21 protein-coding genes are annotated in these 21,562 nt (G+C 36.1%); 3 read left to right on the top strand and 18 right to left on the bottom strand.

Annotated elements, in window-relative coordinates; genetic code table 11:
* Window positions 1–124 precede the first annotated feature (124 nt).
* The 5 genes from KI375_RS21170 to KI375_RS21150 form a co-directional block, all read right to left on the bottom strand.
* Window positions 125–1,090: a nucleotidyltransferase domain-containing protein gene (locus KI375_RS21170; protein WP_212975397.1), complete on the bottom strand. Its 966-nt coding sequence runs from the start codon at window positions 1,088–1,090 to the stop codon at window positions 125–127.
* A gap of 48 nt (window positions 1,091–1,138) precedes the next feature.
* Window positions 1,139–2,038 (bottom strand): GNAT family N-acetyltransferase, encoded by a 900-nt coding sequence (locus tag KI375_RS21165; protein WP_212975396.1) that lies wholly within the window; start codon window positions 2,036–2,038, stop codon window positions 1,139–1,141.
* An 85-nt stretch (window positions 2,039–2,123) separates the two neighbouring features.
* Window positions 2,124–3,218, bottom strand: a complete 1,095-nt coding sequence (locus KI375_RS21160; RefSeq protein WP_244852913.1) for a CHAP domain-containing protein — start codon at window positions 3,216–3,218, stop codon at window positions 2,124–2,126.
* 213 nt (window positions 3,219–3,431) lie between these two features.
* Window positions 3,432–4,283 (bottom strand): GNAT family N-acetyltransferase, encoded by an 852-nt coding sequence (locus KI375_RS21155; RefSeq protein ID WP_212975395.1) that lies wholly within the window; start codon window positions 4,281–4,283, stop codon window positions 3,432–3,434.
* A 319-nt stretch (window positions 4,284–4,602) separates the two neighbouring features.
* Complete coding sequence (locus tag KI375_RS21150; RefSeq protein WP_212975394.1) at window positions 4,603–5,511, bottom strand: C39 family peptidase; 909 nt, start codon at window positions 5,509–5,511, stop codon at window positions 4,603–4,605.
* A gap of 363 nt (window positions 5,512–5,874) precedes the next feature.
* Here KI375_RS21150 and KI375_RS21145 point away from each other — a divergent pair, with 363 nt between their 5' ends.
* Both KI375_RS21145 and KI375_RS21140 read left to right on the top strand, forming a co-directional pair.
* Window positions 5,875–6,540 carry a GDSL-type esterase/lipase family protein gene (locus tag KI375_RS21145; RefSeq protein WP_212975393.1) on the top strand — a complete coding sequence of 222 codons (666 nt, stop codon included), beginning with the start codon at window positions 5,875–5,877 and terminating at the stop codon, window positions 6,538–6,540.
* Between the two features lie 524 nt (window positions 6,541–7,064).
* A complete protein-coding gene (locus KI375_RS21140) occupies window positions 7,065–7,334 on the top strand; it encodes a hypothetical protein (protein ID WP_212975392.1) in 270 nt (89 codons plus the stop codon).
* 682 nt (window positions 7,335–8,016) lie between these two features.
* Here KI375_RS21140 and KI375_RS21135 read toward each other — a convergent pair.
* From KI375_RS21135 to KI375_RS21120, 4 genes are all read right to left on the bottom strand, one after another.
* A complete protein-coding gene (locus tag KI375_RS21135; protein WP_212975391.1) occupies window positions 8,017–8,928 on the bottom strand; it encodes a PTS system mannose/fructose/sorbose family transporter subunit IID in 912 nt (303 codons plus the stop codon).
* Window positions 8,929–8,945: 17 nt separating this feature from the next.
* Window positions 8,946–9,749 (bottom strand): PTS mannose/fructose/sorbose transporter subunit IIC, encoded by an 804-nt coding sequence (locus tag KI375_RS21130; protein ID WP_212975390.1) that lies wholly within the window; start codon window positions 9,747–9,749, stop codon window positions 8,946–8,948.
* A 32-nt stretch (window positions 9,750–9,781) separates the two neighbouring features.
* A complete protein-coding gene (locus KI375_RS21125) occupies window positions 9,782–10,753 on the bottom strand; it encodes a mannose/fructose/sorbose PTS transporter subunit IIA (RefSeq protein WP_212975389.1) in 972 nt (323 codons plus the stop codon).
* Window positions 10,754–11,006: 253 nt separating this feature from the next.
* Complete coding sequence (locus KI375_RS21120) at window positions 11,007–11,378, bottom strand: DUF956 family protein (RefSeq protein WP_212975388.1); 372 nt, start codon at window positions 11,376–11,378, stop codon at window positions 11,007–11,009.
* A gap of 425 nt (window positions 11,379–11,803) precedes the next feature.
* On the opposite strand from KI375_RS21120, the gene cls reads away from it, so the two are divergent.
* Entirely contained in the window at window positions 11,804–13,267 is a 1,464-nt protein-coding gene (gene cls / locus KI375_RS21115) for a cardiolipin synthase (RefSeq protein WP_244852910.1), read from the top strand.
* 308 nt (window positions 13,268–13,575) lie between these two features.
* Here the strand turns inward: cls and KI375_RS21110 are convergent, their stop codons facing one another.
* The 9 genes from KI375_RS21110 to KI375_RS21070 form a co-directional block, all read right to left on the bottom strand.
* Window positions 13,576–13,800 (bottom strand): SDR family NAD(P)-dependent oxidoreductase, encoded by a 225-nt coding sequence (locus KI375_RS21110; RefSeq protein WP_280528673.1) that lies wholly within the window; start codon window positions 13,798–13,800, stop codon window positions 13,576–13,578.
* A gap of 799 nt (window positions 13,801–14,599) precedes the next feature.
* Window positions 14,600–15,016 (bottom strand): ester cyclase, encoded by a 417-nt coding sequence (locus KI375_RS21105; RefSeq protein ID WP_212975385.1) that lies wholly within the window; start codon window positions 15,014–15,016, stop codon window positions 14,600–14,602.
* Between the two features lie 172 nt (window positions 15,017–15,188).
* The gene (locus tag KI375_RS21100) at window positions 15,189–16,205 is read right to left on the bottom strand and encodes a phosphotransferase (protein WP_212975384.1); all 1,017 of its coding nucleotides are present in this window, start codon (window positions 16,203–16,205) and stop codon (window positions 15,189–15,191) included.
* A 130-nt stretch (window positions 16,206–16,335) separates the two neighbouring features.
* Window positions 16,336–16,494, bottom strand: coding sequence for an alcohol dehydrogenase catalytic domain-containing protein (locus tag KI375_RS21095; RefSeq protein ID WP_212975383.1), 159 nt, complete (start codon window positions 16,492–16,494; stop codon window positions 16,336–16,338).
* 109 nt (window positions 16,495–16,603) lie between these two features.
* Window positions 16,604–17,002, bottom strand: a complete 399-nt coding sequence (locus KI375_RS21090) for a VOC family protein (protein ID WP_212975382.1) — start codon at window positions 17,000–17,002, stop codon at window positions 16,604–16,606.
* A 328-nt stretch (window positions 17,003–17,330) separates the two neighbouring features.
* On the bottom strand, window positions 17,331–18,482 hold the full coding sequence (locus KI375_RS21085; protein ID WP_212975381.1) for a pyridoxal-phosphate-dependent aminotransferase family protein: 1,152 nt from the start codon (window positions 18,480–18,482) through the stop codon (window positions 17,331–17,333).
* 610 nt (window positions 18,483–19,092) lie between these two features.
* Entirely contained in the window at window positions 19,093–19,974 is an 882-nt protein-coding gene (phaZ, locus tag KI375_RS21080; protein WP_212975380.1) for an intracellular short-chain-length polyhydroxyalkanoate depolymerase, read from the bottom strand.
* 325 nt (window positions 19,975–20,299) lie between these two features.
* Window positions 20,300–20,860: a GNAT family N-acetyltransferase gene (locus KI375_RS21075; protein WP_212975379.1), complete on the bottom strand. Its 561-nt coding sequence runs from the start codon at window positions 20,858–20,860 to the stop codon at window positions 20,300–20,302.
* 37 nt (window positions 20,861–20,897) lie between these two features.
* A complete protein-coding gene (locus KI375_RS21070; RefSeq protein WP_212975378.1) occupies window positions 20,898–21,500 on the bottom strand; it encodes a TetR/AcrR family transcriptional regulator in 603 nt (200 codons plus the stop codon).
* Between the last annotated feature and the right edge of the window lie 62 nt (window positions 21,501–21,562).

Here is a 21,562-nt window from a genome sequence, read left to right as displayed (position 1 = left end):
ACATGTTTTGAGAGGATTCGTATCACTCCCAAAACATTCTGCTTTTTTATTAAATGTTCATTAAAACTACTTCGATATAGCTTACTAAATATCCTTTGTATTTATGATGGGAATCAAGAAGGGTTCATTTAATGACAACATCTAAAAGTTCATCAGTTAACCGACCTAGCTGATGAATTTTTTCTTTCTTTAGTGGGACAAACCCTAATTTCATCATATTTTTTTGCAGGTCAGCTGGTAAACCTTCAAGGTACTCTTCTATCGAGCATCCATTTGAAGTTTCAAGAAATAACCAAAATGCTTCTGCATGCATTTGCCATTTCAAATTAAAAAAATCCTTCGTATTCAATAATCGTTGGATTTTCCTATCACATAGCGTATCTTGCAATTCAGACAAACCAAATTTAGAGACATGGCCCTGGCTTCGCAAAAACTGGCGTAATTGACGTAAGATGGAAGAAATCTCTAAACAATCTTGTTCAATTGAAATGGATGATACAGCTTGAAATTCCTCAAAATGAGATTTTAATGTTTGGATTTTCGGTATCAACGCCCCTGCTGAAAGTGAATGTTGATTTAAAAACAGATATAAAAATCCAGCCTCTGCCCATGCGCCCATTGCAAGATTAGTGGCTGAATAAAACCGCTGTTGATAAGTATAATCATAAGCAGCCTGCATTCTTTCCTGAACGATCCGGGAAACTTGTTCAATCATTTTATAGTGGCTATTTTCTGAGGTGAAATAAGTGGTCGCCCAATTTTTTATATTGTTAAATGCCCCATCCCTGTCTTGTATGATCATTATTTCTGCTAAAAACCTGTAATCCCAAGAAGAATCGATAATCTCTTGTCTTGTTGCTAACTCTTTTACAAGCACTATCTCTAACTGTATAATCTCCTCACCATACAAAACATCCATATGATCCGCGTGCCTATCCGAATCCGTATAAATCGTAATATCCACATCACTATATTGGTCCGCTTCTCCCCTAGCGACTGAACCACCTACGCTTGCATAGTGAACTGGCAGATCCAACTCTTGAATAAAATTCTTAGCTACTGAAAGTAATTCCATGCTTCGCTTGTTCATATTGTCCCCCACTCTTATTGGCTATCACTTCGCTTTGATCCACGTTATTCATTCAGCAATATCATCGTTTGGCGGTTCACTTAAACGGCTGTCTGGTTTATAATATTTTGTTAACCAATGGTTTAATGATTTTTCTTTAAAACCAAGGCTCTCATATATTTTTTTTGCGGGATTACCTTTCACCACACCAAGTTTTACGATTTTTTCACCACGACGCATGATTTCATTCACAAGAAAGGAAACAAAAGCCCTGCCATATCCCCGCCCTTGAAGCTTTGGACGAACGGCGACATGACGCAATTCATTACCGTTAATCACTCCAACTCCTGCGATTTCACCACCTATTAGCATCACGAACCGGTTGTTTCTGTTTCTCAGAAAACTCTTCCGCTCGCCTTCATCGGGAGGAAAATAATAAGAAGGAAGCATCCCCACATGCTCACGCATTTTGAAAAAGGCGATTTCGCTAATCTTGTGGCATGCCAAATAATCCTCATCTTCATATTGCCTGACAAAAATATTTTCTTCAATAAGCGTTTTGCCTTCACGCTCCATAATATAGCTAGAATAATTGATATAATAGCCGTTCTTATATAAAAATTGCAATGAAGAACGGTCCCCGTCTATACATGTTACAATCGAACGTTCTACTGCAACACATCGAGAAAGAAAGGTATCTGCCCTCTCCATAAGTTTAGTGCCGATCCCCTTTCTCCTGTATTCCTTACTGACAAATAGTATCGTTTTCGCGCCTCGTCCTCGCCTAAAATTATTTACAGAAAGAAAGCCTGCAATTAAATCATTGTAATAAGCAACAAATAGACCGTCGTGGAAATTTTTTTGATTCTCTTGAAACACTTCGTCCAAGTATCCTTCTCCACATAACATGGCTCTAATAGCAAGTTTATCCCTTTCAGAATCATAGGCTTCTATTATCAGATTTTCCATTGACATACTTCCTTTCGAGTATTTTATATATACGGCTTTGATTAAATAAAAAGCGTTGTTAAATGTTGCTGTAAACAGTAGTAAATCAAGATATCACAGGATTGTAATAGCCATTAAAACTATATTGATAATCGTTCTCTATACGGATATAGCCTAAAATGCAATGTTGTCTACTTCTTCGAAAGACACTTGAATAATTTTCGTTATTTTTATTCCCTTCTGCAACAAGAATTTGCTTGTCTTCACAAGCAAGAACGATTCCTATATGATCATGAGAATCATTGGATAATAGTTTGTCATAGATAACAATATCACCACGTTGGGGCATAAACCCCTCTTGTCCGTCATAATAGAAAAAACCAGTCTCAGGTAGTTGGGCCCACTCTAGCCAAGCACCCACACCGGCAAAACGACAGATACCGTTCGGGTAACGGATTGGGATTCGTATTCCGGCTTTTCTACAGCAGTGATAAACAAATGCTGCGCACCAGTTACTTTTGAGTACTTTATGGATATCTGAATCAGGCCAATATTGGCAAATTTCTTGATATCGCTTATCCTCCGGTATCCCGACTATATGTTGTCCCGCCAATTCTTCCGAGATGTTTGCTAAGAACCGGCGTTTATCTCCATTATTCCTGGGTGCTAATTTATCAGGAATGCCTTCTCCCTCTCTGTCTAGCTCATTTGGAATCGCTAATTCTTCTAACAGTTTTCGGATTCTTTGTGTTTTTAAAGGTTGGCAGGTATTATCTACATTTTGAAAGTACATATGTAACTCTACAGCATCCTTTACAATCTCTTCATAAGGACCATGCACCTGACTTCTGTCTTCCTGATAGAATATTGCCCGAAGGATGATGATTAGCTCATCATTTGTGAAAATGTTAGTATCTCTTAGGAAAGGTCTCACGGCTTCAGCACTGTTGGGGCCAGGAAATTCACGAATTCCGGTTTGATAGAAGTAATAATAATGAAGTAATCCCGCAATTGCAGCCAGTTCCGAATTTTGAACTCTCCTCATAGCAAGCATAGAAGAAAATGTTGATACCCCGTAAAGATAAATACAGGCTTCCTGTTTTTCTGCAGAGATGTCTAGTCTTTGTAACATTTCATTGATAAATTCTCGAACATATTCAAACCGAGTAGCTCTAGCACAATATTCCATTTTACCCACCACCTCTTACCCCCTATTATTTTGTATACTGTTGGTCCCCCTGATGAACGGTACTCAATAAGATACAGGAAATATTATGAAAAGTATAGACTTATAATTTGCTCTCGGTTATAATAAAAATATGGATTCCAAGGACACCATAGCTGTATTAAGTTATGTCAAAAACATACATAAAACAAAACTGCAATGCCTTATGCATTGCAATTTTTTATTGCCCTATAAACGATTTACTTGTTTCTGAGCATATGTATGTTCAGAAAAATTCGCGATTTCAATAAAGTTATTTTTTTCATAAAATCTTTTGGCGCCTGTGTTTGATTTCGCCACACGCAGCAAGATATTTTCTATTCCCTTCATAGCCCTTAAACGTTCAATACACTGCTCCAATATGATGGTTCCGCAGCCTTGATTCTGAAAATCAGGATCTACCACAAAATCTCGAATATATTCTCCTGATATAATATAAGCACCGATCAGATCCTCATCCAACCAGAAAGACCTAACTTGTCCCAGCGATTCATAATAATCGAGAAACTCTAAAAATTCATCTGGATCTGTAGCCGTACTCCAACCATTTTCTTTGTTTAAATGAAAATATGCCCTATCGAATAAATGAGTAAATTTCCCAAGCATCTCCTTCGTAAATCCTTTTTCTATAAATGGAGACGGAAAAAGTCTATCTGCTGTTTGATTTCCACTATATTTTAATTGAAACCCTTCCATGTCAGTTACAAAACCAAGTTCTTTAACGAATTTAATAATTGCAGTGTTTTTTCCGTATACATTAAAGCAAATCTCTTTTGTTTCGTTAGGGGTAAAATACTTCCTTAGTTTTTTTGCCATTAAATCGAGTAAAGCTTGGTCAGTGTTGTCATAATTAAAGACAGCGTAAGCAATGACCTGATCGATATTTTCTACTAAACAAAATGTCCCTTGATTCTTAGATGATTCCTCATGGTAAACAACACTTACCTTGCTATTTTTAAAAGCCTCTTTAACATATTCTTTGGCGTCTGTAGAAATGAGAGAAAGTAAATGTAATATCTTTACATTCGTATTAGTGGTCATATAGATAAGTCTCCTGGTTTTATTTGATTGAATATAATCTCTTTTCCGCTTATTATATCGCTCATGAGCTTTTATTTCGGTTAACCTATGAATATAGCATCATTGTTTCCGCTTACATATAATAGCTTTGTCGTAAACGACTGGTTTTTGATCTTAAACGTTAATTTTTACCGTTTGAATCAATAAAACATGCTTCTTTGTCTAGGTTTCGCTCCTTCATAATAATAAGAGTGAGAGGCGGTTTGGTTTTTAGTTCAATTATCGAAAAAAGTTGACCGAAAAATAATAGGTGGGTTCACTCATCCGTCATTGCTAGAATTTACATATTAGAACTATATTGTTTTTCTCGATACCCAATTACTAGTGATTTCCTCCCCATTAGATTGTATAAATACTCGAATTTTTCTTTAGCAATTTTAAAGTCTTTTTCTCCATATTCTTCAGGATCATTTACATAGACATATTCTTCGTCATATCCCGTCAAAACGACGTTGTGAAGGGGAGTTGGAGCATAAACCTCCTTGCCCTCTTTCGTTTGCCAAAATCTTTCATTCGGTGTTTCATATTCAATGGTGACCCAAATAAGCACTGGCTTCCCTTGTGCAACAAAATATTCTAACGTTTCAAGATTTGCTCCGGTCGAATCCATACTTAGGATGAATTGATCTGCTTGCTGTTTTAATATATTAGGAAAAATTGTATAACCAACAGAGAAGGGATCACCGACATAGCCTTGTAATGGATTTCCCCACATTTGAATCGAATTATCTTCCGCTCTTATTAATTTCGCATCGTCATAAATATGCTCTTGGGCAATCTCTTCTTTTGTGATAGAGATCCCATAATAATTTAAGGCCATGGCTAACGAAGTAGCTTCACAGCCGGAAGGCAAGCTTGGTCGTTGCTTGGTATAAGGAATGTCTAATTGCGCTTTTTTCAGATTAGCCGTTTCCCTATCCATTATCAAGGTCCTTACTAAAAACATGCTATTGATGTATCCTGTTTTACCAGCGTACTCAATGGGATAATATCCGTTGATAGGCTCTCCAACCACATCAACCTGTTCCTCAGCATTAAGTGTGCCAATGATTTTCTGATCTTGACTAGGTCCTGTGCGAATATTTAACATTGATCTTGTCACAATATAAGTATTGTTACTTACAGATAGACTAAAATTATCATCAGCATTTTGTTGAGTTAAATGTTCAGAATCAGATGCTGCACTCATAGTGAAATGATCCTCCTTACTATTGTGATAGTACACTAAAAAATGCTCCCCTATAAAAGATCATGATTTCATAAGCAATGTTTTTTACTGAAACTAGCGAACGCTCCCTCCTATAAAAATTATTTTACTAAAAATAAAATAGGAATGAATTGATTATTTAATCACTTATTCATACATGGAGAGTGTATTCAGTTTTATTAATCTAGGAACATAGTAACATTGTTTTTCACTATATAAACATTTTTGACATAAACGCCCATTTTTTAATCATAAACGTCAATTTTTAGTATCATTGAGCTATAATAAATAAATAATAACTTATTAGTCGTGCAATAAAATAATGAATTTGACGAGGTGGAAATGTTGCAAAAGTATGACTCCGAAGAAATAGCGATGGACCCCCAGAAAAAAGAAAAGCTCAAAAGGTACAAGCTTCTTAATCAATCCGTTATTAAGGGAGAAATTCTATTTGTTGGTTCTTCCTTAATGGAACAGTTCCCTATTAATGAACTGCAACAAACCTTAGGGAAAAACATGATTATCTACAATAGGGGCGTTGGCGGATTTGTTACAAAAGAACTGTTAGCATCCATGGATGAATGTATTTTTGAGCTAGAACCAGCAAAAATATTTATCAATATTGGCACAAATGATATCGGTTCACCTGACTACAAAAAAGAAAATTTGCTAATAAACTATGATAAAATTCTAGGCCAGATAAAGAAGAAATTACCCAATTGTAAAGTATATGTAATGGCTTATTATCCTGTTAATGCACAAGCAAATTTTCCTTCCATAGACCAGCAGCAAAAAAATGAAATGTTTAAGACGCGAAATAATTCATCTATCCAGGAAGCGAATATAGCAATTAAAGATTTAGCACATCACTATAATTATGAATTTATTAATGTAAACGATGGTTTAATAGATGGAGCTGGGAATTTAAAAGAGGACTATACAGTCGAGGGGATTCACTTATGGCCAAATGCCTATGCTGTGATTCTTGAAAATTTAAAACAGTATCTATAAGTTGCGTGTTCAAAAAGGAAGAAATCAGCAACTTCGCTGACGTCCTGTCAGTACATCCTGTACGTCGAAAGGTCTGACGCAGGTATGTACTGACTTCCGTGTTGCTCAAAAGACGTGGGCAATTTTAGCGAAAGATTCCTTTCCCTGCCAACGAGCTTACATAGCATCGATACAGGACATGTTAGTACTTAGTCGAAGATCCTGTATCTCACCAGTGCCATTTTTACCGAGGCCTGCAGGAAGCAAATCACAAAGGCGTTACGGGCAGGATGTCGTGAATTTAGTCATTACTTTTGAATATCCTCTATTAAGTACGTGTGCAAAAGGCTCGGCAACTTCGAACGCTTGATTAAATCCCCTATCTTCTCTTGAATCACATTTTCCGCAAATAGAGCTAGTCTAGCCCCAAATTAATAAGAAAGACATGTTTATAGCCCATTCCAAAAACACTCATAACCACATAGGATGTTAAAGATCAGTAGCCCATAATGGCTATTTTAATTCAAAAGGAGGTAACTGTTAGTATGTATTTCAACAACCAACAAGCATTTGATCAAAATGGTTATTATCGCAATCATCAACATGCCAATCTTCAACAATCCACTCTTGCTACGATAAGTCCAGTTGTGAGTCACGGGTTACGAGAAGCCCAACATCTGGGTTATGAACATGCCTTAACAGAAGCGGTTGCTATAGCTTATTTGATGGGAAGAGGACACGATTATAATACCGCTTGGAGTACTGTTGAATCGTGGTGGAGACCACCAGGAACCCCGCTTCCAACTCCATATTAAAGTTTCAAATGAGCTGTTTAGTTTAAACTTGAAACATAAACAGCTCTCCTTAGAAAACTTACCTCTTTATCTAATCAGTCAGTGATGTAAAAACCTTATGGTGGCTTGATCCCTACTATTATTAACATAAAGCAAAGGAGTAGCAAAACTCGCTATTCTTTTTTACTGTTTTAATAAGTGCAATTTTTTTGAGTAGGATTTCGAGAAGTCAGTGAAACTTCATTGAGCGGGCCTTTTTTATCCCCCACCATACCACATAATTTTGGTTGTCAGATGCAATTCGTCGAAACGTAGCTATGATATTATCAAAAGTTCCCAAATAGAAATCATCGGTATTCTATTCGTTTTTAATAAGAATTCTAAGTTCCCTATTATTTGGTGTTCAGTGTGCCAACTTAGTGCTATATTCACTGTTAATTGCAGATTGAATTCGTTTGATTAAATAAAACGTTGTCTAAGACTAATAAAAACATAATAATGCATTTTTTAAACCTCCCGATATTGATTTCTCAGGAGGTTTTGTGTTCTTAACAAAAATAAAAATGTCTCTCCTTAAAGCAACTAATTTCTTTATTCAGCGGCACCTGAAGCACATATGAAGAGCCCCTACAACAGTGTACCCTTATTAAAAGTTTTTCATTTCAGTTCCTACTACTTGTATCAGTGAGGAGAGTCTTACTTATTACATTAAGTGTATTAAATGGAAGACAATACCTACAACGAACAATCCAAGAATCATAATGATGGGAGAAACTTTTTTTCTAAGCAACCACATGCTTAAAAGAGTTAATCCCAACCCAGCTAAACCTGGAATTAAACTGTCCAGATTATCTTGTAAAGTCGTTATTTTGTGAGCAGTCAATGAAAGACCTTCTGCTTGTTGTTGCAATGCCGTTTTAATCCCTTCTGCTCCTGCAGGCAATTTGTCCCAATCTATATAAGCCCCTTCATCAAGCTTTACTCTAGCCACAACAGGCGTGAATTGGACAGTAACCCATCGATTCACTAATGCACCAAGGATAAACATACCCAAAATTGAGGCACCTTTGGTTATATCTTGGAGTACTCCACCAGATAAGTCGTCTGTAATTTTTGAACCAGCCTTGTAACCAGATTCTTGTGTATACCACATAAATGCCATACGAATAATATTCCAGGCAACGAAGTAAATAATGGGTCCAAGTAGATTACCGGTCATAGCAAGAGAAGCCGCTAACGCACCAAGGATTGGTTTAACCGTGAACCAGAATACAGGATCCCCGATACCTGCTAAAGGCCCCATCATCCCAACTTTAACCCCCTGAATCGCCGCGTTATCAACCGGCGCCCCATTTGCCCGCTCTTCTTCAAGCGCTAAAGTGACTCCAATAATAGGTGAAGCGACATAAGGATGGGTATTAAAGAACTCTAAGTGACGTTTTAATGCAGCAGCACGATCTTCTTTTGTTTTATATAGTCTTTTGATTGCGGGGATCATTGAAAATGCCCAACCACCGTTTTGCATTCGTTCATAGTTCCAAGAACCTTGTATAAAAGTAGAACGCCACCAAATAGCTATCCGATCTCTTCGCGATAATCTTATTTCCTTTTCCATTTTTATATACCTCCTTTTTAGTAATTATCAATAATATCGCCTAGTGGATCGCCGGTATTATTTCCGCCATTGCCTGAACCACCTTGTTTAGAAAGGGCTAAATAAATAAGTGCAAGCGCCACCCCTATAGCACCTAGACCAATAAGGGTAATTTCTGAAACAGTCGCTAATACGAAACCAATTGCGAAGAATGGCCATACTTCTTTAGTGGCCATCATGTTAATAACCATTGCATAACCCACGGCTACGACCATCCCTCCACCTATTGCTAAACCACTTGTTAACCAAGTCGGCATAGCTTCAAGCAATTCTCGAACAGGACCTGCACCAATTGCTAGAATTAAAGCGGCTGGGATTGCAATACGTAACCCTTGCAAGATGATCCCGACGATATGCCACAGTTCAACTTTTCTTATGTCTCCTTCATTCGCTGCAGCATCCATTAAATGAACCAATCCTGTTGCAATTGTACGGACGATGATCGTTAATAATAAACCTGCTACAGCAAGCGGAACCGCAATCGCAATCGAAGATGTCACACCAGCCTCACCTTGCCCACTTAAAACTAAAATAATGGCAGACGCAACCGATGCTAACGCAGCATCCGGTGCTACGGCTGCTCCAATATTTGCCCAGCCTAAGGCGATCAATTGAAGAGTACCACCTAAGACAAGGCAGGGTGCTAAGTTTCCAGTAACTAAGCCGATTAACGTACAAGCAATGATAGGTTGGTGGAAGTGGAATTCATCCAAAATTCCTTCCATACCAGCTAAAAATGCGATGATAACGACTAATATGATTTGAATCATGTTTAAATCCATTATTAGTCCCTCCGTTTTCTCTAATAGTAGAATTATTTTTGTTTGTTTAACTCTGCTTGAGCTCTCCTGATAATTTCATTCATGTTTCCTTTTGAATCGTTCGGAACTTTACGTACATCAAATTTCAAACCAACTTCCTTCAACTTAGCGAACGTGTCAATATCTTCTTGATTAAAGGCCAAAACCTTATTTGGTTGGACTTTACCAGGTGAATGGGCCATCGAACCAACGTTGATCGTCTCTAATGGTACTCCACCTTCAACCGCTCTAAGCACATCTTGTGGATTTTCAAAAAGAAGTAACGCGCGCTGACCGCCGAAATGTTGATCATCTTTTGCGAGTTCAATCATTTTTTTAACAGGAACAACGTGTGCCTTTACACCTGAAGGAGCAGCCTGTTGTATCAATTTCTTACGGAGTTCATCTTTAGCTACTGCATCAGATACAACAATGATACGTGTAGGCTGTACCGTTTTTGTCCAAGCAGTTGCTACTTGTCCATGAAGTAAACGAGAGTCAATACGTGCTAATACGTATTCAAATTTACCAGGTGCTCCTACATTTGATGGTCTGGCAACATCTGTACCAGCTGCTTTAGCTGGTTCTAATTCTTCAGGTTTTACTTTAACCCCTTCTTTGGCAGTGTCCAAGATATGCGTAGCAATTTCATGCGCGGTGTTCATTGAGAATCGCGATGCATAGGCCTCAATCAACATCGGTAAGTTCATACCCGCAACGATTGCCCATTTATCTTTGTGTTCTTCAGACAAGCTGTTGGCTTGATTGAAAGGAGTTCCCCCCCAAAGATCGACTAAGAATAATACTTCATCTTGATTGTCGAAAGAGGCAATAGCTTCTAGCATTTTTGCCTTAACATCTTCAGGTCCTTCACTCGGCATTAATGTGACAGCCCTTACATTTTCTTGTTCACCAAAGATCATTGCTCCAGATTTCATAATTCCACTGGCAAATTCACCGTGACTCGCAATGATAATTCCGACCATTTTTTTACCTCCCTATTATATTTTTACAACTAAATAATCATCCGTAAAAATATATATAACTAATTTTTAGTGTGCTACGAAATGAAAGGTATGAATATAGATTTCATTTAACAATGCTTTTTACTCACCCCCGGTCGAGATAGTAGTACGCAAAAAATAATTGCAATCTAAATTCAATTTGTAAGCGCTGTAAAATTGAATTTGAATAAACTGGTTGTATTTTACAAATGTTTGCCTGTCTTGTAAAAAATTATTATTTTTTTCCTTTACCCTTTAATCCGAGTTTGATAACCTCGAAGAAACTCAATGATTGGACCATATGATTCGGATCAACATAATCACGCATCGTCCGTAGAACTTTTTTTGGATCTTTAGAAGAAAATAAAAATGTTCCACTTCGCTTTGTTTGTATAGCGTAGCGTGGAATCCATTTCCCTTTGAACATCACTGAAGCGATCACATGATCAATTTCTTCCCAAGGAATTTGAATAAACTTACGTGCGTCACGATCATTGAAGAATTCAAATCCTTTATCTCCGATCATGATCTTACCGTACTCTGAAATTCCGATATGAGAGGTAGCATCCATAACTAAATCGACTTTTGTATTGATTGATTGGACCATTTGATGCACTCCATTTCTCTATTTTAAGATTTATTATAAGCGTTTTCTCACTTTATGCAAAAAGATTGGAGTAGGAAAGATTATGTATTTCCTTTAAAATTGTATTATTTCATGTACGATACCCATTTAGAAAAAACAAACAAATGAACAAGAGCCATGTTCTAATCTATAAAACCTAAAATGAAAGAGTATCGATTTTAAAGAGTATCATATTGGAAGATATAATTCTTCACACAGACGTTCGTTTATGACAGAGAACCCATGGGTTAGACCGACGAAGGAACCATTGAGAAAATTGTCTTTGGACGATTAATAAATAAAAGGAACACTTAAGCAATGATTGACTTGCCTTTTATTCTATGTACTGTACTATAAATAAAATAAGATATAAATTCCATAGATTTAGAAAAAGAAGGTGTTTTATATTGGAAACAGAAATTGCAAATATTATTACAACTATTGCTTCCATCACGATTTTTATTAACTTATTATTGGCATTAGGTGTATTGTTTTTTGAGAAACGCGATCCCGGATACACGTGGGCGTGGTTATTAGTCTTATTCTTCCTGCCTATTGTCGGATTCTTAATTTATATCTTTTTAGGACGCAGTTTAAAACAAAATAATTTCTATCGATTAACAAAAGAGGAACAAAAGCTGCTTAAAGAAGAAGTTGATACACAATTAAAGATAATCGATGAAGAAAAAAGAACTGATGTACCATGGTTAACACAGTACGAGGAGCTTATCACAATGAATTTGCGTTCCTCACACGCAAGGTTATCTGAAGATAATGAAATGGTGATATTTAATGACGGCCATAAGAAATTTGATGCACTTCTGGAAGATATTATAGCTGCGAAATATGAGATTAATATTCAATATTATATCATTCAACCTGATAATCTTGGAAGAAGACTTAGAGATGCACTAATAACAAAAGCAAAAGAGGGTGTAAAAGTCCGGGTTTTATACGACGAAGTCGGTTCAAAAAAATTGTCATCCAGATTCTTTGATGATTTAAAACAGGCAGGCGGACGAGTACGTGTTTTCTTCCCAGCCTTTTTAAAACTAATTAATTTCCGGATCAATAACCGGAATCACAGAAAGCTGGTCATTATTGACGGTGCACTTGCTTATATTGGCGGCTTCAATGTGGGTGATGAATATCTTGGTGAAGATAAGAAATTCGGCTATTGGCGGGATACACATTTTAAAATATACGGAAATGCAGTCAATGATATTCAAGCCAGGTTTATTATGGACTGGCATCAGGCAGGTAAGGACAAACAACATGATGATTATAAGGAGTTTTGCTTTCATCTAGAGCAGCACCACGGGAAAAGTCCAGTACAGATCGTTTCCAGCGGCCCAAACTCAAAAACAGAACATTTAAAGAATATGTATATTAAAATGATACTTTCTGCAAAGGAAAGTGTTTGTATCCAAACACCATATTTCATACCAGATACCAGCTTTATGGATGCTTGTAAAATGGCGCTTTTATCTGGAGTAGATATACGGATTATGATTCCCTGCAAGCCGGATCATCCATTCGTATATTGGGCAACCTGGGCATATGCAGGGGATTTACTGGACTACGGTGCAAAAATATTACTCTATGATAATGGCTTTCTACATGCCAAAACAATTGTGGTAGATAAAAAAATTGCATGTGTAGGAACAATGAATATTGATTCTCGAAGCTTCCGATTAAATTTTGAAGTAAGTGCGGCAACATATGATGAAAATGTTGCTGAAGAATTGTACCGTATTTTTGAAGAAGACTGTAAACTATGCTCTGAATTAACACCAGAGCGCTATAGCAAACGCTCCTTATGGATTAAATTTAAAGAAGGTATTTCCCGTTTACTTTCACCAATTCTATAACAAATCATATTAAGAATAAAAAGGTTCCAAGCAATAAAAATGATATGCTCCCTCTTAAGTAGACACTAAAAAAAGTGAATACTTAAGGGGAGTATATCAAAAGTTTGCTTTGGAACCTTTCTGTAACATTCCTATAATGTGATTTGGCTTTCTGTTTATGGGACTGTCCTAAAGTCGAAAATCGTCAAAGAGGCTCCCTTGCCTCAAGGGCTCCTCGCTTCGCTTCGGGTCTTCAGCCGACACTATTCCTGCTGGCATGTCGACGTTTTTGCGATTTTCTCAGTGTTTATTTGCAACAAAGGCAATGCTTATTGAGCTGTCTGCCCACCATCAACTGCTAAGTTGATACCAGTAATATATCCAGCTTTACCAGAACATAACCACACAGCAGCATTTGCCAGATCTTCAGGTTTATCAAGACGCCCTAATGGTATTGCAGCTTCTACCTGTTTAGCTTGCTCTGGCACTTCGCTAGACCAGGATTCAACACTTGGTGTTAGCGTCATTCCCGGACAAATTGAGTTTACCCGTATTCCATGTTCAAATTGGACATTCTTCCAAAAAGCTCACCTCAATACTACCCGTCAGTGTAAAAATTATTATGATTAATACTCCCAGTGTGTGTCGTGAACCGCAACAGATGAATAGTATATCCTAAGAGTCCTCATACTAAATTCTGAGGTGAATGGACATGGAGATTTTTAACAAAATAAATGACAGAATATCTGAATGGAACGCTACTCAAACTAAAAAGAAGATAAATACCAACCGCCACAAGGGTACGTGCCCCGACTGTTCTGGCAAAGGTTTTTTCGCCACGGAAGCACTTGTCGATCCGACTTGTCCTAGTTGCAACGGCACCGGATCATTTTTGGACTGGGCTGAGACTACTCTGCAACAGCTTGATTAGTTTAATATCCCAATTTATTCGTACTGTTCAATAGTTAGGTTGTAAGCACAAGCCCATCCAGCAAAGCACATAAAACCAGACGAACTAAAAGTGGTTGCTTCACGCCGGCTGAAATTTATTTACTCTGATGCGCGAGGCATTTTTTTGTTTCAAAAGTATTCTGTCTTAACTTGATTCTTTGGTGAGCCAGTAAGTTCTATATTATCGAATGTTTTTCCCATGTTGGGAAGCACAAATTTGAGTTCCATATTTTTGATGGTTAAATGAATCTTATTTGTTTGATGGTCTACACGCCAGGGAGCAACCTTAGTTTCTTGTTTTTCTGTTTTCCTTGGTTCTCGTTCTTTCAAAATTGGGTAAAAAATTAGACACCTTATTTTTAAAGTGTCCATCATCAATATATTCAATTTATATTTGTCAGCTTAGGACATTTCTAGTTGGTTCATAAAATTAACAACATCAGACGATACCCAATAATCTACAATTTTTCCGTTTCTGATTTGAAAAATATCAGTTCCCTCAAACGAAATTTCTTTTCCTTTTTCAGCATTTGCACCAGTCATTTGACCATTGTATTTTCCGTTAAACAACCATCTTGCGGAAACATAATTATCTTCCTCAATCGGTCCAACAACTAGAGACATACGAATATTGTCAAAAAAACTTATACTAGAAGTGATTACATCTTTCATAGCTTCTACACCTTGTTTGTTTTTTGAATCTTTGCCATCTGTTCTTGCTCGATGAACTATACAATTTTCATCTACTATTTCATCAAGTACATTGATATCCTCATTCCATGCCTTAACCCAAACTTTATAAATAGACTTACCGTTCATAATAGAATCTCCTTTCTTTATTCTCGTTACTCAATCAAATCATATTTGAAACAATGCTATCAATGTTGGAACTATCCTTGCTTTTTTACTGTCGTAGCTTTTTTGGGGTGGTGTCCCCTCAAAAACTGTCTCCCAAACTCAATTCGTTTTGCTGCATTTATTAGAAGGAATCTCATTGAGATATTAATGGGAAAACCTTATGTTCAAAGGCAATTATTTCCTCATGTTTGTATTCAAATGCAATATTATCTGTATCTTTGAGAATAAAGTTTAGAAAAAAGAGAAAAAAATAAGACTGTCTGTACTTTGGCTGAAACTTTAAATCAAAAATAGCGAAAAGACAAGTTAACTCTTCGTCAAATTCTCCTCCTAGATACCGCTTATAATAGGAATAATTGTGATGCACATCTAATTCGTTCCAAATAAATTTGAAAAAGTCGTAGAAGAAAACATATTCACCTGCAGTCTCCCAGTCGATATACCATAAAGTTTTCCCTTCTGATCCAGAGCTTAAAAGAATGTTATCAGACCACATATCGCCGTGTAAGTTGATAAACGGTAAGTTCATAGACAACAATTCAGGAGCAATTTTTTCTATTATTTTTTCAAACTGATGGATATAAATTACATTTGAACTTGTGTCTAATAAGCTATTCAAAGTTTGATAATCAACCTTTGAGTGAAGAGTCAGCTGATTGAAATAACTACGATAATCATCATATATTGCTCTTAAAATAAATGCTTCATTGTTATCTGTTTTATCTTCAAAATTAATGAATGCCTCCGTCAACATATTGTGCTTAGCGTCTTGATTGATTAATGCTGGAATACGAAAGAAAGATGAAAAATAAGTATGGTTTGCTATTTTCCTTTGATAACTTTCTTTATTGGCACAAATGACAAGTACCTCATCATCTGAAAAAATTCTGATATCACCATTAATACAAAACCATAAGATACTTCCATGAAAATACTTCAATCCAGGTTCTTCAATTTTTTGTGAAAGTTGAACCTCTTTTTTTGTATCTTTAAGGTTATTAATCATCGGATGAGTAGCTTTTTCTGTATTAAAAACAGTTCTGAGATCTTTATCAAAAGCATACAATCCATTTTCTAAGTAAGCACTCAGTTCTATTATTTTAGCTTTTTTTGCCATGACTATTTCGTTATATTTTTTTAATTCCGTCATCTGTTATCTCCTAATTTAGTTTCAATGAAATATAGTTTGTTACATTTTATCATTCATGCTCATAAACTTCACTTTTAATATATAATAAGCAATATTTACAAAAAAAAAATAGACTCTTGAAGCATCTCCCTTATATATTACCAACTACTTCATGCCCCGGTATACAAAGATAGGAAGTTGTTTCTCCTTCACTAGTCATAACGTCTCCATGACAGACACCACAGCCTTCTGCTCGTATAAGCACTTTTTCTTCTTTTAGTTCTGGAATAGGTATTTCAACCGGCTTCATCACGGTTCTCCTTTTGCTTCTACTTGATAGATTACACACCGTTATAAAAACAAGAAGACAGACTGATTCCAATATTCCACGGAATCAGTCTGTCTAATTCATACGATATCTATCGTTTCATCCACATCGGTTCCAACATATTTCCATCAATATCAGATACTTCCAACCCATACATTTGTTCTTCCGGCACTCCCGTGTCAATATGGTAAGCATCTCCGCCATTTTCTTTCGCTATTCGCCCAAATTCTTTCACTGCATCTGCGCTTTCCATACTAAAACAGATTAAGGCAGCATTTTCTTTATGTGTATCGGCAATCTTTTTACCTTTGAGAAACTGTTGATAAAAAGAATGTTCTAACAGCATAATATAAAAATTTTCGTCCCAAACCATACTACTTGCATCAACACTAGAAAAATCATCGTTCTTCGTAAATCCTAGTTTTTCATAAAAATTAGTGGCAGCAGCAACATTCTTTACTGGAAAGTTAACAAAAATCATTGTACTCATTCAAAAGCCTCCTTTTGATTAGTTTACTATAAACAAATAATAAAAACTTCTTCTCGATTGCTAAAATTTCCTTTTTATTTTCAATTTCTTCTATTATAAAAGCTAAGAAGACTCCTCCCCCCTAAAATTCTATAGAATTTTAGGGGGGAAGTGAATTGGCGGTTTAACATAGAAAACCGAAAGAAATTTCTAACAGGATAAGCACTGAGAGAGGGTATTACTAAAAAAGTTGTCAAAATAGCGGTATTTATTTTCCTTCTATGATATTTTAGAACATACGTTCTAATTAGGATGGGGATGAAAGATCAGCAGCTATTTTATACGTTACTTATTTCACATATGATGAATAGACTTTCTGAGCTGCTTTTACGCCTGCCCCTAAATCATAGGAATAGTTAAGATCGCCTAAAGCACATTCAATCAAGGACACAGCCTCTAGTATATCTCCTGGAAAACAATAGCCCATATGTCCAAAGCGGAATATTTTCCCTTCTAATTTCCCTAAACCCCCAGCTAAATCTAAATGATATTTCTTTTTGAGATGTGTACAAAGTTCATCTACATTAATTTCCGGCGGTGCACATACTGCTGTCACAGTAGGAGAGCCGTCTTGTTCATTTGTTAAAATCGGAAACTTTAAAGCTGACATTGCTTCACGAACCATACTTTTTAGTAATTGATGCCTATGTACAGTTTGATCAAGCCCTTCCTTTTCAATCATCTCGCATGCTGCTGAAAGTCCATATATGAGTGAGACAGCTGGCGTGTTAGGAGTCATCCCTTTTTTGTACCATTCACGGTATTGTTTTAAATCCAAGTAATAAGCCAGAGCATGATTGTTGTCTATGACACTCCAAGCTTTTTCACTTACACAAATAAAAGCCAATCCAGGGGGAAGCATCATTGCTTTTTGAGAACCGGTGACAAGAATATCTATCCCCCACTCATCCATTTGTGCAGGAACCCCGCCAATACAGCTGACACCATCAACGATAAATAACGCATCACTATTCATATGAACAGCATTTGCTAAGTCCTCAATCGGATTTAACACACCAGTAGAAGTTTCATTATACGTTGCAAATACCGCTTTAATGTTCTTATACTGTTTTAAGAATTGGGCTAATTCATCCCCGGTACAAGCTTTCCCCCACTCAATCTCTAATTTGTGAACTACCGCACCATATTTTTTACATATCGAAACAAATCTGTCGCCAAAAGTACCTATTGAAACAACGGCAACCTCATCTCCAGAAGAAATAGTATTAACAACTGCAGCTTCTAATACAGATGTTCCACTCCCTGTAATGATGTACACATCTTGCTCCGTTCCAAAAAATGGTTTTATTTGCTTGGCAGCCTGATGAAATAATTGGACGAACTCTTCACTTCTATGACTGATCATATCGTGATTCATTGCTTCTTTCACTTGTTCAGGTACGGGAGTTGGCCCCGGCGTTCTTAGAATATTTTTATACATGATGTAATCCTCCTTGATATCATCATAGTCTTGCAGGGTTGTTTAGCCAGTGATATTTAATAGTCCTGACGTATATCATTACCCCTTTCTTCTAATTCTAATCCAGGTTCTTTGCTTTGGCAGGATAAGACATTCCACATTAAGATTGCTTCAACTTGTTAGCGGATTCTAATAATTTTAAATTTAACTTAAGTTGAGCATGGACAACTAATATACGTATTCATAAATAGCTCACGACTGAATAAAATTAGAACTTCTATTACAGTTAGTGATAACCTTACTCGCAATACACCTGCAACTAAAATTACCATTTCGTAATGAGTTCAATCAAGTTAATTTAATAATTGGACATACCCAATGGGTATTTTTGTATACTAAATACAATAATCTCTATGAGTGGCTAAAAGATAGGATAAAGAATTTAAAGTATATGCAGTGAAACTCTGAATCAAAGCATTCAAAAATGGGCAATGGTTATGCCCCAACTTCTTCCTCGTGATGAGTTAAAAGATAGAGTGTTAAAGCACCTTGAGTAGATGGGAACTTACACACTTTGTTTAATCCCCTATTTAAAGATATCTTATCTCTTATAGACTATTAATTTAATTTTTCATGTAAAAGTCTCTCCAATACCTCTAATTATTGCATCTAAATTGTCAATGATTGGGAAGTGCCCACACTCTTTTAGTACCCTGAGCGATGCATTAGGAAGAGATTTAACTGTTTCGTTAACATCATTGAAATTAATAATACGATCTTGTTCTCCCCAGAAGCATAATACTGGAACTTTAACTTGTTCAATTAACCCATTTCCTTCTCGATAACCATTATATTCATTAGACAAGTTAAAGTTAGCTAACGCCCAATAAACATCACCTAAGTTTTGCTGTTTTAAGGTCTCTCTTATCAATTTTTCATTCTTACTTTCAGAAGGCTTCTTGTTCGTGTATATCCCTCTATTCCACATGTCACTTAATGTATTAAAATCCTTATTTTGTATTGCTTTTAAAGGGACTGCTACTTCAGGGCCACGCACCATTTCTTCCTTGGTTTTATAATAACCTCCACTAACCTTGCCTTCATTGTCTTTTCTTTGCAATGGTGCTCCTTTTAAACCGACTGAACTTAAAAGAATAATTTCCTTTACAAATTTAGGATAATCAATACAGAATTGAAGACATATAGGACCTCCAGCAGACCATCCAATTAAACTAACCTTATCTAAATCCATATGATTTATAAATTTATAAACGTCATTTGAAAAGTCTTCAACTGAATTAATTGGTGAAAAATAAGTGCTATCTCCAAACCCTCTCAAGTCTAATGCATAAAATGTATATAGTTCAGGATCTATTTTTTCTAGTAATGATGAACAATGCTCACTAGAACACATGTTACCATGTAGCATAATCACCACCTTACTTCCAGTTCCCCTTTCTTGGTAAGCAATGGACTCACCGTTATCAAGAGTAATCATTCTCTTAGTCAGCACTTAAAAACACCTCTCGTTCAATACAAAGTTCAATAAGTTTCTTTAACAATTTAACTTGCTTGTGTAGCCAAAGCATTAATACTCCTAGGACGGAAGTTTGCCATTGTCCACCTGGTTTCATTCCATTCTTTAGTCCGACTTCGTAAGTTTTCCCGCTCATAGCTCATAGCTAATACCTACAGTTACTTCTCAATGATTTTCCGTATCTGTCAGGCTGTATTCTACTCTGATTGGAATTTCCTCTGCGTATACGGAACGGATATTATATTATCTGATTTTCCAGGTCAAACAATAATCTTCCTATTCCATATCAATTTAAAATAATTTAAACCTTATTAAACTCGCTCTTCAAAATACCCATTATAATGGAATCATGATATTCACCATCATAAAATAGTTCATCTCTGATTATTCCTTCCTGTTTAAACCCAAGCTTTTTGTAGGATTTAATTGCTCTTTGATTAAATGAATAAACATCCAATCCAACTCGATGCAAGTTCAATATGTCAAATCCAAAACTTAAGAGCAAGGACATCGCTTCGGTACCATATCCATCTCCCAAGAATTCACGATCGAATATAGAAATGCGAACGACAGCATTTCGATTTTGATTGTCGATATTCAACATAGCCATTTCTCCGATAGTCTGATTATTGTCTTGCAAACAAATGATGAGATCGATTCTGCTATTATCTGATGATATGCTCTCAAACCACTTTTGAACGTTTGAACGACTAAATACGGTCTGAGTTCCTGTCAGTTTTCTTCCTTCTTTATCCCAAAGGGTAGTATAGAATAAATCTAAATCCTCATTCTCTATTGGTCTTAAATAAATTCTCTTCCCTTCCAGGAATTTAATTGGTTTATATTGTTCCGCGTTTTTCATACTTATCACCTTCCCATTTTTCTTGAGGAAACCTCATTTAATCATCACTTGTCTTCAAAGGCTTTCCAGACAATCCATATATCAACAAATCGTAAAGTTCGCTAAGCACTACTTGATTATTTGCTTTCACCACATCTGAATTATTGATAACGCTTTGACAGATTTTAAGATAAATCATCATTGTTTCCGTAGATATTTCTCGTTGGATATATCCATCTCTTCTCCCTTTTTCAATAAAAATTTCTAATAAAGCAGGATAACGTTCATGAAAGACTTTTTTTACGAGTATATTCACATCTTCGCTTTCCTTAATGAATTTCTCTAATAAATTTAAATTAGAAGGATTTAAGAATACATTATGATTTTTAATTGCTTTTTCAAGTAACTCCTTAAAGGGTAAATCACTATTCCACAATAATTCTTTTTCTCTTAAAGCATCCTCAATTAAATCTCTTGCTGATTCCATAACTAAACCATCTTTGGTTTTAAAGTAATTATATATACTGGCTGGAGAAACTTGTGCTTCTTTAGCTATTTCACTAACACTGGTTTTCTCAATTCCGTATTCATCAAAAAGTTTGCATGCCGCTTTTTTGATTTTTGCTTGCTTATTTATTGTTCTTTGTTCATATCCATTCATCGCATTTCCCTCCATACTTATCATCGCAATTAATAATTTAGAGTGATTCAATAAAAATTATA

The sequence above is a fragment of the Bacillus sp. J14TS2 genome (assembly GCF_018333015.1).
Lineage (GTDB): Bacteria > Bacillota > Bacilli > Bacillales > Bacillaceae_C > Lederbergia.
Note: the sequence above shows the minus strand (reverse complement) of the source record. Positions and strands in the feature narration are given on the sequence as shown.

Coding starts and splice junctions, on each gene's coding strand:
- KI375_RS21170 (WP_212975397.1), bottom strand. CDS start 1,090: ATGAACAAGCGAAGCATGGAATTACTTTCAGTAGCTAAGAATTTTATT.
- KI375_RS21165 (WP_212975396.1), bottom strand. CDS start 2,038: ATGGAAAATCTGATAATAGAAGCCTATGATTCTGAAAGGGATAAACTT.
- KI375_RS21155 (WP_212975395.1), bottom strand. CDS start 4,283: ATGACCACTAATACGAATGTAAAGATATTACATTTACTTTCTCTCATT.
- KI375_RS21150 (WP_212975394.1), bottom strand. CDS start 5,511: ATGAGTGCAGCATCTGATTCTGAACATTTAACTCAACAAAATGCTGAT.
- KI375_RS21140 (WP_212975392.1), top strand. CDS start 7,065: ATGTATTTCAACAACCAACAAGCATTTGATCAAAATGGTTATTATCGC.
- KI375_RS21135 (WP_212975391.1), bottom strand. CDS start 8,928: ATGGAAAAGGAAATAAGATTATCGCGAAGAGATCGGATAGCTATTTGG.
- KI375_RS21130 (WP_212975390.1), bottom strand. CDS start 9,749: ATGGATTTAAACATGATTCAAATCATATTAGTCGTTATCATCGCATTT.
- KI375_RS21125 (WP_212975389.1), bottom strand. CDS start 10,753: ATGGTCGGAATTATCATTGCGAGTCACGGTGAATTTGCCAGTGGAATT.
- KI375_RS21120 (WP_212975388.1), bottom strand. CDS start 11,378: ATGGTCCAATCAATCAATACAAAAGTCGATTTAGTTATGGATGCTACC.
- KI375_RS21105 (WP_212975385.1), bottom strand. CDS start 15,016: ATGAACGGTAAGTCTATTTATAAAGTTTGGGTTAAGGCATGGAATGAG.
- KI375_RS21100 (WP_212975384.1), bottom strand. CDS start 16,205: ATGACGGAATTAAAAAAATATAACGAAATAGTCATGGCAAAAAAAGCT.
- KI375_RS21095 (WP_212975383.1), bottom strand. CDS start 16,494: ATGAAGCCGGTTGAAATACCTATTCCAGAACTAAAAGAAGAAAAAGTG.
- KI375_RS21090 (WP_212975382.1), bottom strand. CDS start 17,002: ATGAGTACAATGATTTTTGTTAACTTTCCAGTAAAGAATGTTGCTGCT.
- KI375_RS21085 (WP_212975381.1), bottom strand. CDS start 18,482: ATGTATAAAAATATTCTAAGAACGCCGGGGCCAACTCCCGTACCTGAA.
- KI375_RS21075 (WP_212975379.1), bottom strand. CDS start 20,860: ATGAAAAACGCGGAACAATATAAACCAATTAAATTCCTGGAAGGGAAG.
- KI375_RS21070 (WP_212975378.1), bottom strand. CDS start 21,500: ATGAATGGATATGAACAAAGAACAATAAATAAGCAAGCAAAAATCAAA.